This window comes from Bordetella sp. N, assembly GCF_001433395.1.
Taxonomy (GTDB): Bacteria; Pseudomonadota; Gammaproteobacteria; order Burkholderiales; family Burkholderiaceae_B; genus Bordetella_C.
This window is the reverse complement of sequence record NZ_CP013111.1, coordinates 3,705,798-3,721,200: the sequence shown is the minus strand read 5'-3', so window position 1 is coordinate 3,721,200 and position 15,403 is coordinate 3,705,798. Positions and strand designations below refer to the sequence as shown.

Sequence of the window (15,403 nt, the reverse complement as noted above, 5' to 3'; positions counted from 1 at the left end):
GGAGTCCACGACGCAACGCAGACGAATGCAATACCGCAGCCAGCGATCTTCGCGAAAGGGAATAATTCCACGTTACGTGAACTATTTCCGGAAAAATTCCAAGTTAGATGAACGACGAGTTCCATCCCAGATGAACGATTTTGGCTAAATCTTTGATTTGTATAGGATCGCGATTCCATCTTTGGTGAACTTCGACACCCGACTTCCCCGAGGCGAGTGTCACGATTCGATGCAAGTCGGAAGCCGACTCGATGTCGCCTTGGATGGCCGGCAATGAACCGCCTCAGGGTATGAGCAATGTCTTGATGGCACGCCGTTCGTCCATCGCTTGATAGCCTTCAGCCACTCGGTGCAACGGTAGCGTCAGATCGAATACCTTTCCTGGGGCGATTTCCTCGCCCAAAACCATGTCGATCAATTTCGGAAGGAATTGCCGTACTGGCGCCGGGCCACCGTGCAGATGAACGTGTTCCACGAACAACTCCTCACCGCTGAGCGAGACGCCGTGCGGAACCCCAACGTAACCGACGTACCCGCCCTGACGAGCGCAATGTATCGCTTGCATCATCGATTCCTGGGTCCCGACACACTCAAGGACAGAATCGACGCCAAGGCCGTTGGTCAGTTCCATGATGCGTGCCACCCCGTCGTCGCCCCGTTCTGTCACGATGTCAGTCGCGCCGAACTCGCGAGCTAATTCCTGGCGGGATGGATGCCGGCTCATTGCGATAATCCGTTCTGCGCCCAACTGCTTTGCCGAGAGCACGCCTAGTAGGCCGACCGCACCATCACCAACGACAATCGCTGTTGCGCCGGGTTGAACGTTCGCCGCCACAGCGGCATACCAACCTGTGCCCAATACGTCGGATGTTGCCAGCAGGCTAGGAATCAAGTCTCTCGGCGGCATGCCGGGGGTGGCGACCAAGGTTCCGTCGGCGAGTGGCACGCGTAGCAGCGGCGCTTGGGCGCCGCCGACGAACTCTGCTTGTTGGCAGGACGATTGGTAGCCATGCTGACACACCGGGCACGCGTTGTCCGAGGCGTAAAACGAACCAACAACGAACTGCCCCGGTTTGATGTGTCGCACAGCGCTACCCACTTCTTCGACCACACCACAGTACTCGTGTCCCATAGGCATGGGTTCGGTGATGGACTGGATCCCTCGATACGGCCACAAGTCCGAGCCGCATACGCAGGCAGCGGTGACGCGAAGTATTGCGTCGGTTGGCTTGATAATGCGGGGGTCAGGGCAATCTTCGAAGCGGACGTCGCGCGGCCCATGCAACATAGTTGCTTGCATCGTTACTTTGCTCCAGATCTGCTCGCTATCTGCCGCGCCAGCGCCTCGTTCGCGCGACGGGCATGCTCAGCATCGACACGGTCGGCAAGCACGTGGGCCAACTGACGCAGTTGGTCGGCCGTGAGCCCCACATTCATGCTGATGCCCATATGTGACTGGAGTTGCGACTCGGCGCCCGGCAGTGCCGACAGCATGCCTACCGTGGCCAGTTCACGGCTTTGCCAGTCAAGGTTGTCGCGCTCGAAAATGTCGCCGAAGAGGTGCGCCTTGAGGTATTCGTCTATCGCTGGAGCAAAATCCATCAGCGGCCCCTTGACCGGTGCGCCTGCGAGTTTGGTCTGATTGGCCGTGCCCGCGCTTAACAGTGCGTCACCCTTGGGGATGGGGCGGCTGGGGGCTTGCCCGGGCTGGTCCTGGATGCCCCGCTGTTTACGCGCCTCCAGCACCCGCATCAGTTCGCCGAGTGCATTAAGACTGCGAGGAAAGCCCGCGTATGCGTAGACCTGTACCAGGATTTCCTTGGCATCGCTGATGGTCAGGCCGCTATCCAGGCCTCGGCTCAGCGCGGTATTGAGCTTCGCCATGTCACCCGCCGCCGCGAAGGCCGCGATGGGCACAATGGCCTGCTGCCGGGCCGAGAGCGTTGCGGACGCGGTGGTCGATGTGGATGCGTTGGCCATATCTCTGAGTTCCTGCGTGTTCGTTGAGGCCTCGGCAAGCGTGGTGGTCATGCCCAGGACAATGGAAGCTAGGGCGCTTGCCACCGGACGCTTTCTATCGTGCATGTTTGCCGTCGTATTGTTCATCAGTGACTTTCTCCAGCCAGTCGACATTTTTGCCATCCACGGTACCCGTGATGGTGAGGTAGGTAACCGCAGTCTTGGGTGCCGCGCCGTGCCAGTGCTTGACACCAGGAGGGCACCAGATCGCGTCGCCTGGGCGCACGACCTCGACGGGTTTTCCCCACTCCTGGACGAGCCCGACGCCCGAACTCACCACAAGGCGCTGCCCGTACGGATGCGTGTGCCAGTCCGAGCGCGCGCCGGGTTCGAAGGTGACCATGGCGCCAGCGGCGTTGATGTCCTTGTTGGGTGACCAGAGCGGATCAATCCGAGCCCGGCCGGTGAAGGTCTGAGTCGGGCCGGCGATGGAGGCCTGGCTGCCTGCCGGTACGATCTCTTGGTGAGGGGCCTTCGACTGAGCGCCAGTTGCTTGGGGGGAGGCCACGGCCATGCCACTCACCAGTAGCGCGGCTGCGGTCACGTAAATTCTTAGCGGTGAAATTCGCATAAAGGGACTATCCTGACAAAGAGTGGCCCAGCGGCGGCCGTTCAAGTGTTCTGGGCCTTGCCTTGCGGCGGGCCGGCGAAATATTGCTCATCGCTCACATGCTCAAGCCAATGGACGTTCTTTCCATCGAGAGCCTCTTGGATGGCAATGTGCGTCATGGCCGTAGTCGACGTGGCCCCGTGCCAGTGCTTGTGACCCGGCGGGCACCAGATGACATCGCCGGCTCGAATTTCAACGATGGGTTCGCCTTCGCATTGGGTCCAACCGCAGCCAGCAGTTACCAGAAGGGTCTGGCCCAGCGGATGGGTGTGCCAAGCCGAACGGGCACCCGGTTCGAATGTGACCGCGGCGCACGATACGCGCGCAGGAGCAGGAGGATTGTTCAGCGGGTCGATGCGAACCGTGCCGGTGAACCATTCGGCAGGTCCCTTGACGGAAGGCTGAGATCCAGCGCGTTTGAGTTCCATGGTGGGCTCCTTTCAAGAGTGTCGGGTTCTTCTCGCAGAGCAGTGCCATCTAAACCGAAGCACCGATTCTCAACGGCAACACGCCGTGCCAAGCCAGGTGGTTCGGCTGGAGGGTAGGGCGTACGGGCAGAGCGTCTTAGGAAACGAAGGGCGTCGAAAACAGGGGGCAGAGCCTGCGAGCAGTCCTGTTTACTGTAATGGGAGCGGCTAAGCGCGACTAGGCGACAGAAATCGCATGCAGCTATAAGCGGAGCTCATAAATCATGTGGTGGCAACAATTGTCGTGCGGCGTATTTGCTAGCGCCGATAGCGCAGTTCTTCGACGATCAGCGCCAGGGCGGCCGATGAATGACGTTTCTTCGCGAAGAATATGTGAAGGCCAGGAACAGTTGGGCTCCAGTCTTTAAGCACGGGTTTGAGCCGACCGCTTTTGATATGGGGGCGAGCCAGCCCTTCAGGCATGTATGCCAGGCCGAATCCCGCCAGCGCAGCGTCGACTACCAGGTAGATACTGTTGAAAGTCCATGCCCCTTCGGCCCGCACCTGCAGGCTTTCCTCACCCTTCTTCAGTTCCCAGGCGTATATCCCGCCCCGCGCGGAGAAGCGCATATTGATGCATTCATGGGCGGTGAGATCCGCAGGCGTCTTGGGGGGAGGATGATTTTCCAGATAGGACGGTGCGCCGACGATCATCATGCGGCTATCCGGAGAAATCCGCACCGCCGTCATGTCCTTGGAAACCTGGTCGCCAAAGCGAACGCCTGCGTCAAATCGGTCCGCGATGATGTCGGTAAGACCCGGTTCAATGGCCACTTCGATCTTCACTTCAGGATACTTAGGCTGCAGTCTGGAAAGCTTGGGCCAGAGGACGGTGTTGGCCGCGAAATCAGAGGCGGTGATACGGACGGTTCCAGTGGGCTTGTCGCGCAGCTCCTCGAAAGCGTGCAGTTCGTCGATGATTGCCTCGAACCGCGGCGCCACGCTTTGGATCAAGCGCGCGCCTGCTTCGGTCGGCGAGACGCTACGGGTCGTGCGCGTGAGTAAACGCAGGCCTAGCCGTGACTCCAGCGCGCGGATGGTGTGGCTAAGCGCGGACTGAGAAACGCCTAACTGAGCCGCCGCGCGGGTGAAGCTGCGCTCCCGGGCAATCGCGAGAAACGCCAGGATGTCGCGAAAATTATCACTAGACATGCGAACTTCTCCGTTGCTAGGGGCGGTGGCGCAAAGCGTCGACCAGCAAGGTCATTGCCCGCGACGGCTGGCGCCTGTTGGGGTAGTAGAGGTGAAACCCGGGCCATACCGGGCACCAGTCTTCCAGGACGGAAATGAGCTGCCCCTTAGCCACGAGCGGGCGAACCATGTTCTCGGGTAAATAGGCCAGACCGAAGCCGGCCTTGGCTGCTTCGAAAATGTCGTAGGCATTGTTGAAGGTGACCGATCCATCCACCCTCGCGTTTATCGTCTGCTTGCCCTTGCTGAACTCCCAATCGTAGAGTCCGCCGTGGGTAGAAGTACGCAGGTTGATGCACGTATGTTCGGTAAGATCGCGCGGCGTGCCCGGGGGCGTCCGCCCCACGAAGTAAGACTTTGATCCCACCACCATAATGCGGGCGTCGGGGCCGATCCGCACTGAGATCATGTCCTGTGCGAGCTCCTGGCCAAAACGCACTCCAGCGTCGTACCCGCGCGCGGCGATATCGACGCTCTCATACTCATTGATCAATTCGACTTTGATCTTGGGATATTTTGGCAGAAATTTCGCCACCTTTGGCCAGATGGTGCTGCGAATGGCGTAGTCGATGGCGGTAATTCGGATTGTCCCCATGGGCTCATCGCGCAACTCGCTCAGCGATTGGATTTCGGCGTCAATCTCATCGAACTCAGGGGCCAGGCGATCCAGCAGTCGTTGCCCCGCCTCGGTCGGCGTTACGCCACGCGTGCTGCGTAGAAGAAGGCGCACACCCAGGCGCTCTTCCAGCGAGCGGATCGTGTAACTCAGCGCTGGCTGTGTGAGCCTTAACTGCGCGGCCGCGCGCGTGAAGCTGCGGGCTCGCGCCACAGCGATGAAGGCTAGCAGGTCGCTGAAGTTGTCGCGCGACATAGTTGAACCTCCTTTAAGGAACCGGCTGAATTTTACATTCACCCTTGGAGATCAGGGATTGGACAATCGCTCGTCATCCGTCAATTAATGAATGATATTTATAGGACTATGCCGATTCTGCCATCTACTCGCTTTTGAATCCACGCTCTAAAGTTCAGCATCAACCGAGAAGCGTCGGCCGTTCACGACGGAGCTGAAGGAGCGCCTGCCTGACGGCCAATGCGAACCCGGACAATTCACCTTCCTGACGAGCGATGCTATGGACCTGCCTGACGTTACGAATGACCGCGCACTGGGTTCGGGTGACTTCCGCATGGAGGTGTCAGCCTTAGGCTTCGGCGTCATGGGCATGAACTACAACCGCGGCGTACACCCCGACCGGAACGCCATGATTGGATTGCTGCGCCAGGCTGCCGAGCGTGGCGTCACGCTGTTCGACACCGCCCAGATCTACGGGCCCTTCGTCAACGAAGCACTTGCCGGTGAAGCGCTGTATCCATTTAGAAACAGCGTGAACGTGACGACTAAGTTCGGGCACCGGATCGTTGACGGCAAGTACATCGAGGGAGAGCTGGACAGCAGCCCATCTAATATCCGCCGTGTCGCGGAGGCGTCGCTCAAGCGTCTGCGCGTTGAGACCATAGCGCTGTTCTACCAGCATCGGCTCGATCCGGCCGTGCCTATCGAAGAGGTCGCCGGGACCGTCAAAGACCTGATCCGTGAAGGCAAGGTCAGAAATTTTGGTCTTTGCGAGGTGAGTGCGCAGACTATTCGCCGTGCGCACGCCGTGCAGCCGGTGACGGCTGTACAGAGTGAGTACCACCTGATGTGGCGCGACCAGGAAGAAATTTTCCCAGTGCTCGAAGAGCTTGGCATCGGTTTCGTGCCTTACAGCCCACTCAACCGCGGATTTCTCGGTGGCGGTATCACGGAATACACCCGTTTCGACTCTGGCAATGACAACCGCAGCACGCTGCCGCGCTTCACGCCGGATGCAATCCGTGCGAACCAAGCCATTGTTGAGGTGCTCAGCACCTTTGGTAGAACACGCGGATTGACCGCCGCACAGGTGGCGTTGGCCTGGGCATTGGCCAAGGCCCCGTGGATCGTGCCGATACCCGGCACAACGAAGCTTGCGCACTTGGACGAAAACCTGCGCGCCGCACATGTCTCGCTGACTGAGGGTGATGTGAGTGAACTGGAGGCATCCGTAGCCACGATTCAGATCGTGGGTGATCGCTATCCCGCTGCGCAGCAAAAGCAAGTCGAACGCTGAAGGAGCATGGATGTCGCGTGGTTGGTCAACGTCGTCGATAACCAGGAATCAGGATCCAGGAACATGATTGAACGCAGAAGAATGGTTGTGGGGTGTAGCGCAGCGCTGGTGCTGATAAGCGCCGCGCGACTTGCAGCGGCCCAATCGAGCGGTTCTGCCAGCCCATTGAAGTCAGGAGAATTACGCATGAATTGGTCAGATGAAGATCTCGCGAAGATCGTAAAAGCCGACGATCTACACATCGCGCCGTTTCGCGAGGATGGCGTGACCTATGGGACACCCACTTGGATCTGGTGCGTGGCCGTCGATGGCGAGTTGTACGTACGCGCTTACAACGGGATTAAATCTCGGTGGTATCAGGCCGCGATACGGGAGAAGGCAGGACGAATCATCGCCGCCGGCATGACGAGGGAGGTCGCCTTCGAATCCGTCGAAGGAGCGATCAATGATCGCATCGACGATGCGTACCGGGCGAAGTATTCGGGGAGCCGATATCTCCAGCACATGGTAGGTGAGCAGTCGCGCGCGGCCACGGTAAAGATTGCTCCCCGTCAACCCAAGCCTTAAGGAAGGATGTGAGATGTCTATCTTGAGAAGTTCGCTGGTGTTGGCCACGATCTTGTTCGCGTTACCTACGCTCGGGCAGGCGGCGCCACCCAACACGGTGGCCCAGGGAGTCAACGTGTTGGGTTCGCAGAAAGTCGAATTCAATAATGGCGGCGTGCGCATGGCCGGTAACCTTTATTTGCCCGCCAATTTCGATAGCAGCAAGAGGTATCCGGCGATCGTCGTGGCCCATCCTTGGGGCGGCGTGAAGGAGCAGACCGCCGGTCTGTATGCGCAGGAGCTCGCACGCAAGGGCTTCGTTACCTTGGCTTTCGATGCGTCCCACTATGGTGAGAGTGGCGGTGAGCCGCGTGACCTCGAAGACCCATCCGACCGTGTGCAGGACATCCGCAGCGCCGTTGGCTACCTGGCCAGTCTGCCTCAGGTCGACGCGAGTCGGATCGGCGCCATGGGCGTGTGTGCCGGCGGCGGTTATACGCTGAACGAGGCGCAAACCGACCTGCGCGTGAAAGCAGTGGCCGGGGTGGTGGCTTACGACATTGGAGAGGCCACCCGCAGCGGCATTGAAGGCGTTCCGGTTACCGCCGAGGATCGTCAAAAACTGCTTCTGGGTGTCGCCGAGCAACTGAACAAGGAAGCTGCCGGCGCGCCGGTGCTGGCACGGCCTCTGCTGCCATCGCGCGACCAGGTGAATGCAAGCACTGACAACTTCACCCGCGAAGCGGTGGATTACTACCTGACTCCGCGTGGCGGCCATCCTAATGCCCGCAACCGCTACGTCGTGACCAGCCCGGGTCTGCACATGGGGTACTACCCCTTGGAACATATGGAGCTGCTCGCGCCCCGGCCTGTTCTGCTAATCACTGGCGGGCGTGCCGAGACGCGCAAGTTCAGCGAGACGGCATATGCCAAAGCTAAACAGCCCAAGGAACTGCTGGTGATTCCTGGCGCATCGCATTTTGACCTGTACGACAAGCCGGAGTATGTGACGCCCGCCGTGGATAAGTTGGCGGAATTTTTCGGCAAGTATCTCTGAGATTAGGAATAACACATGAATATTTCTTTTGAAAATAAAGTCGCCCTCGTGACGGGGGCCGCGTCGGGCATAGGCCTGGCAACCGCCAAGGCCTTTGCGCAGGCAGGCGCGTCCGTGGCACTCGCCGATGTGAATGGCGACGGTGCCCGTGCCGCCGCCGATGAACTGGTCGCGGCCGGATTCAAGGCGATCGGTATTCGCTGTGATGTCGCTGATCTTGACGATATCGATGCCATGGTCAAGGAGACCGTTGCGACGTTCGGGCAGCTGGATGCAGCGTTCAATAATGCGGGCATCCAGAATGCGCTGGCAGAAACGGCTGACGCTACGCCCGAGGATTTCGATAGGGTGAATTCCGTCAACCTGCGTGGCATATGGGCCAGCATGAAGTATGAGTTGCAACACATGCGCCAGCAGGGCAACGGCGCTATTGTCAATTGCTCCTCGCTCGGCGGGCTGGTGGGGGGCGCCGAACGCGGCACTTACCACGCGGCCAAGCATGGCGTGCTGGGTCTGACCAAGAGCGCCGCGCTGGAATACGCAACCCGCAACATCCGAGTCAATGCCGTATGTCCTGGGCTGATCTGGACGCCAATGGTGGACCAGATGGTCGCTGCGGGTCAGAAAGACGCGCTCGACGCCATGCTGCCCGCCATTCCCATGCGTCGACACGGGCGCGCCGAAGAAATTGCCGACGTCGTGCTTTGGCTGTGCAGTTCGGCTTCCAGCTATGTCACTGGCCAATCCATCTCGGTGGATGGTGGCCTCATCATGCGCTGATCGACCGATCAACGCCACGCGCCCGACCCCGGAAGAAAATAATATGGTCAAAGACTCACCACCCTCGCGCAGTTTGCCAACCAGAGCCTCAGCACTCGGGAGAATCGCGCTGAGCGTGCTCGGTCTTTTGATCCTTGCAATCGGCCTTGCCATGCTGGCTGGAGGGGTGCGCCTCATCGCCCTAGGCGGTTCCTGGTACTTCGCGTTGGCCGGGCTAGCCATGGTCGTTGCTGGCGCACTGGTCATGCGGCGCCGTCCCGCCGGGGCCAGGCTTTACTTGATCTCGTTCGCGGTGACCATCGTGTGGTCGATCTGGGACGCGGGGCTGACCTTCTGGCCGCTATTCTCGCGCCTCGTCATGCCGGCCGTGCTGGCGTTGTTGGTCTTATTGCTCACGCCTGCCTTCCGCATCGACATCCGTCCGCTACGGCGTCGGCCCGCCTACGGGTTGGCGGCGATGCTGGCTCTGGCACTGGCCGGCACGCTGTACTCTGCATTTCAGCCGCGCTCCCTGACCACCGCCGATGCCACAGCGGCGCCGTTACCTGGTCGAGCAGTTGGCGCCGTCGCCGGCAATGACTGGGCGCACTATGGCCGGACGCCTGCCGGCACGCGTTTCGCGCCGCTGGACCAGATCACGCCCCAGAATGTGGCAGGGCTACAGCTTGCGTGGACGTATCGAACCGGCGAGATCCCCAGGCCCGAAAAGCGTGAAGGATTCGTGGTCACGCCACTGCACGTCAACGGGATGCTCTACGGCTGCACGCAGTCTAACCGGCTATTCGCCCTCGACGACGAGACCGGGGAGGAGCGCTGGCACTTCGATGCGCAGGCGAAGGGTAACAACCGTCCGCGTTGCCGCGGTGTGGGTTACCACGACGCCTCGGGGGCGCCGGATAGCGCCAGCGCGCCGGCGCTGCCGCAAACAGCGGCCATCTGCACGCGCCGCATCATTTCCACCACCGTGGACGCCCGCATGGTCGCGGTCGATGCGCTCACCGGAACGCCATGCCCCGACTTCGGCCAGAATGGCGTGGTCGATCTGGGCGCGGGAATGGGTGAAATCAAGCCGGGCTTTTACTTCCCGACAGCCGCGCCGACGATCGTGCGCGACTTGGTGGTCGTGGGTGGGCTGGTCTGGGACAACGCCGAGGTCGGTGAACCATCCGGTGTCGTGCGCGCCTTTAACGTTCACACCGGTGCGCTGGTCTGGGCGTGGGATCTGGGCAATCCCGCCATTACCACCCTGCCGCCCAAGGGCGAGAGCTACACCCGAGGAACCCCTAATGTCTGGTCCACGCCCGCCTATGACGATGCGCTGGGGCTGATCTATTTGCCGACTGGCAACGCCACGCCGGACTTCTGGGGCGGCAAGCGGAGCAAGGTCGCCGACCGGTATTCGGCGTCCATCGTCGCCTTGGACATCGCGACGGGGCGCGAACGCTGGCATTTTCAGACGGTGCATCATGACATCTGGGATAACGATGTGCCCTCACAACCCGCGTTGTACGACGTTCCCGACGGACATGGGGGCACGATCCCCGCACTCATTCAGACCACCAAGACGGGACAGATCTTCATGCTGGATCGACGCACCGGGACGCCTATCGCGGACGTACAGGAGCGGCCTGTCCCACAGGGGGGAGTGGCGGACGACTGGACGTCGCCCACGCAGCCCTTCTCGGTCGGAATGCCAGCCATTGGTACGGAGCCGCTTAGCGAGCGGCGCATGTGGGGCATCACGCCGCTGGATCAGCTCGCCTGCCGTATCAGTTTCCGAAAAGCACGTTATGAAGGGCAATTCACACCGCCAAGCGAACGCACCACCCTACATTTTCCGGGTTGGTTCGGCGGCATGAACTGGGGATCGGTATCGATCGCCGAGAACCTGGGCTACCTGATTGTCAACGACATCCGCGTGCCGGTCACCACGCGCTTGATTCCGCGCGCCCAATACGACGCGAGCAAGAGAGGCCCGGGCGCGGAGAGCGCCGGCGCGGCACAACTAGGCACCCCGTGGGGACTTGAACAAGGCAGCTTCTTCTCACCGCTCGGGATCCCTTGCCAAGAGCCGCCTTACGGCACGCTCACGGCGATCGACCTGGCCACGCGCCAGATTGCCTGGCAGATCCCGCTCGGCACGGTCGAGGATACCGGACCTCTGGGCGTGCCGACGCATATGGCGATGCCGATCGGGATGCCGACACGCGGCGGACCCGTGACGACGTCCAGCGGCATCATCTTCATGGCGGGGACGCAGGACTATTATCTGCGCGCAATCGATATCCGCACCGGCCGCGAATTGTGGAAAGGCCGTCTCCCGGTCGGCGCGGAAACCACGCCGATGACTTACGTCTCAGCGCGTGGCGGCCGGCAGTTCGTCGTTATCAGCGCGGGTGGTACCGATGCGAGCAAGCAGATGGGCGACTATGTCGTGGCATTCGCGCTGCCACAATGAGGATTACGGCGGAGGCCCGACTACCAGGCGTAGGCTTGGGGGGCTTCGCCGCCCAGACCTGGCCAAATCGCATTGAGGCGCGAGAGTGTTTCGGCTGAAAGCGTTACCGATGGCGCTTTCAGTCTCTGCTGCCATTGCGCAAGCGTGCGCGGACCATTTATCACGGAGGTCACGACCGGATTGTGCAACAGCCAGGCGAGCGCTACGACCGCGGGCGCTTCGCCGAAATCGGCACACAAGGCCTCGTAGGCCTCCAGCTGAGGGCGAAATTTCTCGATCTGCGCCTTTAGCCTTGGGCTGGCGCGGCGCCCTTGGGTTGCGGTCTGATTCAGTACGCCACCAAGCAGGCCTTTACCGACGGGACTCCATGGGATGAGACCGATGCCAAAGTGCCGCAAAGCCGGAATCACCTCCAGTTCAATGGTCCGCTGAGCCAGGTTGTACAGGCTTTGCTCGGATGCCAGGCCTAGCAGATGGCGCGATGCCGCTGCGCTTTGTGCCGTGGCAATGTCCCATCCAGCGAAATTACTCGAGCCGACGTAGGTGATTTTTCCTTCGCGGATCAGCTGCTCCATCGCTTGCCAGATCTCCTCCCAAGGCGTGGCGCGATCAATGTGATGCATCTGGTAGAGATCGATGTGATCCGTCTTCAAGCGCTTGAGACTGGCCTCGCAGGCACGGCGGATATGGTATGCCGACAGGTATTTGTCATTCGGGCCGGTCCCCATCGGTTGATAGACCTTGGTGGCCAGCACGATCTTGTCGCGCCGGTCGGCAGACTGGGCAAGCCAGCGGCCGATGATCTCTTCGGACTTGCCGAATCCTTTTTCCATGTCGGGCGACTGAGGGCCGCCGTACACGTCGGCGGTGTCGAAAAGGTTGACCCCCGCTTCCAGTGCCTCGTCCATGATCGCGAAGCCAGTGGCTTCATCGGTGATTTCGCCGAAGTTCAATGCGCCCAGCGCAATCCGGCTCACTTTAAGGCCGGTGCGGCCCAGATGCGAGTATTTCATGAAGCCTATTCCTCAAGAGTGATCATTGCAGCCTTACATGGTCAGCAATGGCGGTTCTTTTTACTAGCCGAGGAATACCGCAAACCTATATAAGCGAAATTCATTAATGCGATGTCACGGTCCGTCGATCGTGGCCCAATTCAGGCCCAGCCTTAGACCACCGATCGACCTGCGTGCCATCACGGGTTGTTATTCGAGGTCGCTCGCGGGAAATTCGAGCACGAGCGCTTCGACGCCGTTGTCACCGGCTTGCAAGGTGTATCCCGCCTCAACGCTCTCGACGACCACCATGGACCAGGGACCTAGTTCCTCTCCCTCGTGAATCAGACTACCGTTGCCAACGAATACGTAATAGCCGCCGCTCTTGGCGGGATCGGGGCCCAGGGCTTTCATGCCACCGCCCAGGCGAACCACCTGAGCGTGCATCTCGTCTTCACCCTTGAGGACGGTTTCCCACGTCGCATCTTTACGCGACTTCATCAACGGCTCGATCGAAAACTTGACCGGCTCGGATGCAAGATTGCGTCGCTTGCTCGGCTTGAGGTGTTCGCGGACATCCGGCCTGCTCAAGTACACCGGTTCGGAATTGCCCGTGAACATGCGCAATGCTACGAAAGTCAGTCCATAGTTGCCCGCAGTGATCGGACCGTAGGCGGTGTGGTGGTCTTTGAATTGCACCGTCAGCGGGATGAGCTTCTGACCTCGATTGCCGATTTCACCGGATCCGGCGATAAAGAGCTGGAACATCGATACGCCGTGGAAATGGGGCACGACGGACTCATTGGCGTTCAACTCCGACATCGTCGCCTGAGGGCCAGGCGCGTGGGTTTTCGAGGAACGAGGACCGAAATAGGTGGTCCCCCAATGTTCGTTGCCGGTGCCGGGCGACACGATAACCCTGCGTTGCGCCAACGCGTCGGCGCCACTGCGCGTGTAGATCATTTGGAAGTCTCCGTTGGAAGATGGGCTGGACTGTGCCGCCACAACGTGTGGATGTATCGACGCGAGATGGCGTCGAGGAAATATTAGCACGTAGTTTTATTTATCAGCATTAGTTTCATTCAGCGGAACTTTCAGCCCTGAAGAATTTTCGTCGATATACTGGTTTCAGTAGTCGAAATCACGGCCGTTTCGAAAAGCCGGACACCACTACTTGGGAAATCCACACAGGTGTGATCCCATTGCCGCGAGACCGCTTGGTCCACGGCTCGAACAAGAGAAAAGGAGACTGTTGTGCCTGCACTGATGCGTACCCTCCAAATCGCCTGCGCCTGTACGTTGGCAATGGCCTCCATGTCGGCGAAGGCCGAAGAGTTTCCGGCAAAGCCGATCAAGATGCTGGTCGGGTTCAGCGCCGGCGGGTCGACCGACGCAATCGCCCGCCTGTATGCGTCCAAGCTGGGCGAGGTGCTGAAGACCACCGTTATCGTGGAGAACCGTGCCGGTGGTTCGCAGTTGATCGCCATCCGTGGCCTGATGTCGGCGCCGGCTGATGGATACACGCTGTTCCTGGCCTCGGCGAGCGCGATGTCACAGGGGCCGGGAGTCAGAACGGATCTTCCCTACGATCCGCAAAAGGATTTCACGCCGATCGCTTTGGTCGGCACGACGCAAGGCGCCATCGTGGCGAGCCCGACGCTTCCGGTGAATTCCATCGGGGAACTCGTGCAGTATGCAAAGAAGCATCCTGATTCGTTGAACTATGGCTCTTCTGGTATCGGTTCAGCCAGCCACTTGCAGACCGAGTACATGTTGAATGTGGCAGGCATCAAGATGACCCACATTCCCTACAAGGCCGATTCAGAGATCATGACGGCGATGGCTGAAGGCTCCGTGCAGATCGGCATTTCTCCTTTGCAGGGGGCGCTCCCCGTGATCCAGAGTGGCCGCGTGCGTATCCTCGCCGTGACGGGCAGCCATCGATTGGAGTCTCTTCCGAAGGTACAGGCGCTTTCCGAGGTCGCGGATGTCCCCGGGCTTGCCGCTATGGATCCCTATACCTACTATGCGCTGATGGGGCCGAAGGGCATGCCGGCAGCGCTAGTGCAGAAGATAAATGCGGCGGTCAACGAGGTGTCGAAGATGCCTCAAACCGTCAAGAACATGCATGCGCAGCTTTACGAGCCCGCGACGGGAAGTCCGGATGATCTGCGCAGTTTCATTGCCCACGATCTTGATAAGTGGCGCACTTTCAGCCACAAGGTGAAGCTGGACTGAGGCGAGCCGCAGGTTGTCGCGGTGCTATACTTGCATTTCACTTAACGAGACGAATTCCATTGGTAAGAACCAGGCGCGCCGCGGGGCGCGCTCCAATGGTGGCTCACGCGGCTGGATGGTTCGGCCCTCATAAGAATATGCGAGAACGCCCATGATGCGCTCGGTTGAACGAATTCTGGCCATCTTCGAAAGTTTCAGTTCGGAACGTACCAGCCTGTCTTTGCAGGAACTCGCTGATCGTATCGAGCTTCCCAAATCGACCGCCTTCCGTATCGTTCAAAGCCTGGAGAAGGCCGGATACCTGGTGCGGCTCGACGACCGACAATATTGCCTGTCGTTTCGCTTCCTGCGTTTGGCTGGCCTGGTCAAGAGCACCCTCGGAATCCGTGAGATAGCACGCCCCGTGATGGCGGAGCTTTCCGAGAAGACACAGGAAGCCTCGTCGATCCACACGGTTATCGCGTCAAATCGCGTATGCATCGAGTCGGTGGCCGCGGCGTCCACGCTACGCAGCGTGATTCAGCCGGGTGAACAGGTGCCGCTGCTGGCAGGATCGGCATCGAAGGTCCTGCTCGCGTACATGTCGAAGAAGGACTTGACCCCCTTCCTGCCTGTCGTTGCCAAGGGAACGAAGCGCACGCAGACCGCGGTTCAGGAGGAGTTGCGGTCTATTCAACAGGCCGGCTACGCCATCTCTCATGGCGAGCGTTTGCCTGGCGTAAGCGCAATCTCCGCGCCCATCTTCGATGTCAATGAAGAGGTCAAATACTGCCTGTCTCTGGGCGGTCCGTCCTTCCGTGTACAGCCTAACGAAAAAACCATGATCAAGCTGGTGATTCAGGCGGCCGCGGAGATCAGTCGTCAGTTCGGTGGTGGCACCGGTACATCGTAAGGCGAA

General features: G+C 60.1%; 15 protein-coding genes. 7 read left to right on the top strand and 8 right to left on the bottom strand.

What is annotated here, in order from left to right:
• Window positions 1-283: 283 nt before the first annotated feature.
• The 6 genes from ASB57_RS15910 to ASB57_RS15885 form a co-directional block, all read right to left on the bottom strand.
• On the bottom strand, window positions 284-1,300 hold the full coding sequence (locus tag ASB57_RS15910; RefSeq protein WP_057653102.1) for a zinc-dependent alcohol dehydrogenase family protein: 1,017 nt from the start codon (window positions 1,298-1,300) through the stop codon (window positions 284-286).
• Between the two features lie 2 nt (window positions 1,301-1,302).
• Window positions 1,303-2,106, bottom strand: a complete 804-nt coding sequence (locus ASB57_RS15905) for a carboxymuconolactone decarboxylase family protein (protein WP_369822697.1) — start codon at window positions 2,104-2,106, stop codon at window positions 1,303-1,305.
• Window positions 2,075-2,533 (bottom strand): cupin domain-containing protein, encoded by a 459-nt coding sequence (locus tag ASB57_RS15900; protein WP_231755163.1) that lies wholly within the window; start codon window positions 2,531-2,533, stop codon window positions 2,075-2,077. Before ASB57_RS15900 ends, ASB57_RS15905 begins: the two co-directional genes overlap by 32 nt.
• Window positions 2,534-2,631: 98 nt before the next feature.
• On the bottom strand, window positions 2,632-3,057 hold the full coding sequence (locus tag ASB57_RS15895) for a cupin domain-containing protein (RefSeq protein WP_057653100.1): 426 nt from the start codon (window positions 3,055-3,057) through the stop codon (window positions 2,632-2,634).
• Between the two features lie 297 nt (window positions 3,058-3,354).
• Window positions 3,355-4,248 (bottom strand): LysR family transcriptional regulator, encoded by an 894-nt coding sequence (locus ASB57_RS15890; protein ID WP_057653099.1) that lies wholly within the window; start codon window positions 4,246-4,248, stop codon window positions 3,355-3,357.
• Between the two features lie 16 nt (window positions 4,249-4,264).
• On the bottom strand, window positions 4,265-5,158 hold the full coding sequence (locus ASB57_RS15885) for a LysR family transcriptional regulator (protein WP_057653098.1): 894 nt from the start codon (window positions 5,156-5,158) through the stop codon (window positions 4,265-4,267).
• A 259-nt stretch (window positions 5,159-5,417) separates the two neighbouring features.
• Between ASB57_RS15885 and ASB57_RS15880 the strand changes: the two genes are divergently transcribed.
• The 5 genes from ASB57_RS15880 (at window position 5,418) to ASB57_RS15860 (ending at window position 11,275) form a co-directional block, all read left to right on the top strand.
• Window positions 5,418-6,434: an aldo/keto reductase gene (locus ASB57_RS15880; RefSeq protein ID WP_082621642.1), complete on the top strand. Its 1,017-nt coding sequence runs from the start codon at window positions 5,418-5,420 to the stop codon at window positions 6,432-6,434.
• Between the two features lie 63 nt (window positions 6,435-6,497).
• Entirely contained in the window at window positions 6,498-7,001 is a 504-nt protein-coding gene (locus tag ASB57_RS15875) for a DUF2255 family protein (RefSeq protein WP_231755162.1), read from the top strand.
• 13 nt (window positions 7,002-7,014) lie between these two features.
• The gene (locus ASB57_RS15870; protein WP_057653096.1) at window positions 7,015-8,037 is read left to right on the top strand and encodes an alpha/beta hydrolase; all 1,023 of its coding nucleotides are present in this window, start codon (window positions 7,015-7,017) and stop codon (window positions 8,035-8,037) included.
• Window positions 8,038-8,052: 15 nt separating this feature from the next.
• Window positions 8,053-8,817 carry an SDR family NAD(P)-dependent oxidoreductase gene (locus ASB57_RS15865; RefSeq protein ID WP_057653095.1) on the top strand — a complete coding sequence of 255 codons (765 nt, stop codon included), beginning with the start codon at window positions 8,053-8,055 and terminating at the stop codon, window positions 8,815-8,817.
• Window positions 8,818-8,860: 43 nt separating this feature from the next.
• Window positions 8,861-11,275, top strand: a complete 2,415-nt coding sequence (locus ASB57_RS15860) for a membrane-bound PQQ-dependent dehydrogenase, glucose/quinate/shikimate family (protein WP_082621641.1) — start codon at window positions 8,861-8,863, stop codon at window positions 11,273-11,275.
• 20 nt (window positions 11,276-11,295) lie between these two features.
• Here ASB57_RS15860 and ASB57_RS15855 read toward each other — a convergent pair whose 3' ends face one another.
• Window positions 11,296-12,288: an aldo/keto reductase gene (locus tag ASB57_RS15855; RefSeq protein WP_057653094.1), complete on the bottom strand. Its 993-nt coding sequence runs from the start codon at window positions 12,286-12,288 to the stop codon at window positions 11,296-11,298.
• A 189-nt stretch (window positions 12,289-12,477) separates the two neighbouring features.
• Window positions 12,478-13,230: a hypothetical protein gene (locus ASB57_RS15850; protein WP_231755161.1), complete on the bottom strand. Its 753-nt coding sequence runs from the start codon at window positions 13,228-13,230 to the stop codon at window positions 12,478-12,480.
• A 291-nt stretch (window positions 13,231-13,521) separates the two neighbouring features.
• Here ASB57_RS15850 and ASB57_RS15845 point away from each other — a divergent pair, with 291 nt between their 5' ends.
• Both ASB57_RS15845 and ASB57_RS15840 read left to right on the top strand, forming a co-directional pair.
• On the top strand, window positions 13,522-14,505 hold the full coding sequence (locus ASB57_RS15845) for a tripartite tricarboxylate transporter substrate binding protein (RefSeq protein WP_231755160.1): 984 nt from the start codon (window positions 13,522-13,524) through the stop codon (window positions 14,503-14,505).
• 151 nt (window positions 14,506-14,656) lie between these two features.
• Entirely contained in the window at window positions 14,657-15,397 is a 741-nt protein-coding gene (locus ASB57_RS15840) for an IclR family transcriptional regulator (RefSeq protein WP_057653092.1), read from the top strand.
• Window positions 15,398-15,403 lie beyond the last annotated feature (6 nt).

Coding starts and splice junctions, on each gene's coding strand:
- ASB57_RS15855 (WP_057653094.1), bottom strand. CDS start 12,288: ATGAAATACTCGCATCTGGGCCGCACCGGCCTTAAAGTGAGCCGGATT.
- ASB57_RS15885 (WP_057653098.1), bottom strand. CDS start 5,158: ATGTCGCGCGACAACTTCAGCGACCTGCTAGCCTTCATCGCTGTGGCG.
- ASB57_RS15840 (WP_057653092.1), top strand. CDS start 14,657: ATGATGCGCTCGGTTGAACGAATTCTGGCCATCTTCGAAAGTTTCAGT.
- ASB57_RS15890 (WP_057653099.1), bottom strand. CDS start 4,248: ATGTCTAGTGATAATTTTCGCGACATCCTGGCGTTTCTCGCGATTGCC.
- ASB57_RS15900 (WP_231755163.1), bottom strand. CDS start 2,533: ATGGCCGTGGCCTCCCCCCAAGCAACTGGCGCTCAGTCGAAGGCCCCT.
- ASB57_RS15880 (WP_082621642.1), top strand. CDS start 5,418: ATGGACCTGCCTGACGTTACGAATGACCGCGCACTGGGTTCGGGTGAC.
- ASB57_RS15860 (WP_082621641.1), top strand. CDS start 8,861: ATGGTCAAAGACTCACCACCCTCGCGCAGTTTGCCAACCAGAGCCTCA.
- ASB57_RS15865 (WP_057653095.1), top strand. CDS start 8,053: ATGAATATTTCTTTTGAAAATAAAGTCGCCCTCGTGACGGGGGCCGCG.
- ASB57_RS15895 (WP_057653100.1), bottom strand. CDS start 3,057: ATGGAACTCAAACGCGCTGGATCTCAGCCTTCCGTCAAGGGACCTGCC.
- ASB57_RS15875 (WP_231755162.1), top strand. CDS start 6,498: ATGATTGAACGCAGAAGAATGGTTGTGGGGTGTAGCGCAGCGCTGGTG.
- ASB57_RS15910 (WP_057653102.1), bottom strand. CDS start 1,300: ATGCAAGCAACTATGTTGCATGGGCCGCGCGACGTCCGCTTCGAAGAT.
- ASB57_RS15870 (WP_057653096.1), top strand. CDS start 7,015: ATGTCTATCTTGAGAAGTTCGCTGGTGTTGGCCACGATCTTGTTCGCG.
- ASB57_RS15905 (WP_369822697.1), bottom strand. CDS start 2,106: ATGAACAATACGACGGCAAACATGCACGATAGAAAGCGTCCGGTGGCA.
- ASB57_RS15850 (WP_231755161.1), bottom strand. CDS start 13,230: ATGATCTACACGCGCAGTGGCGCCGACGCGTTGGCGCAACGCAGGGTT.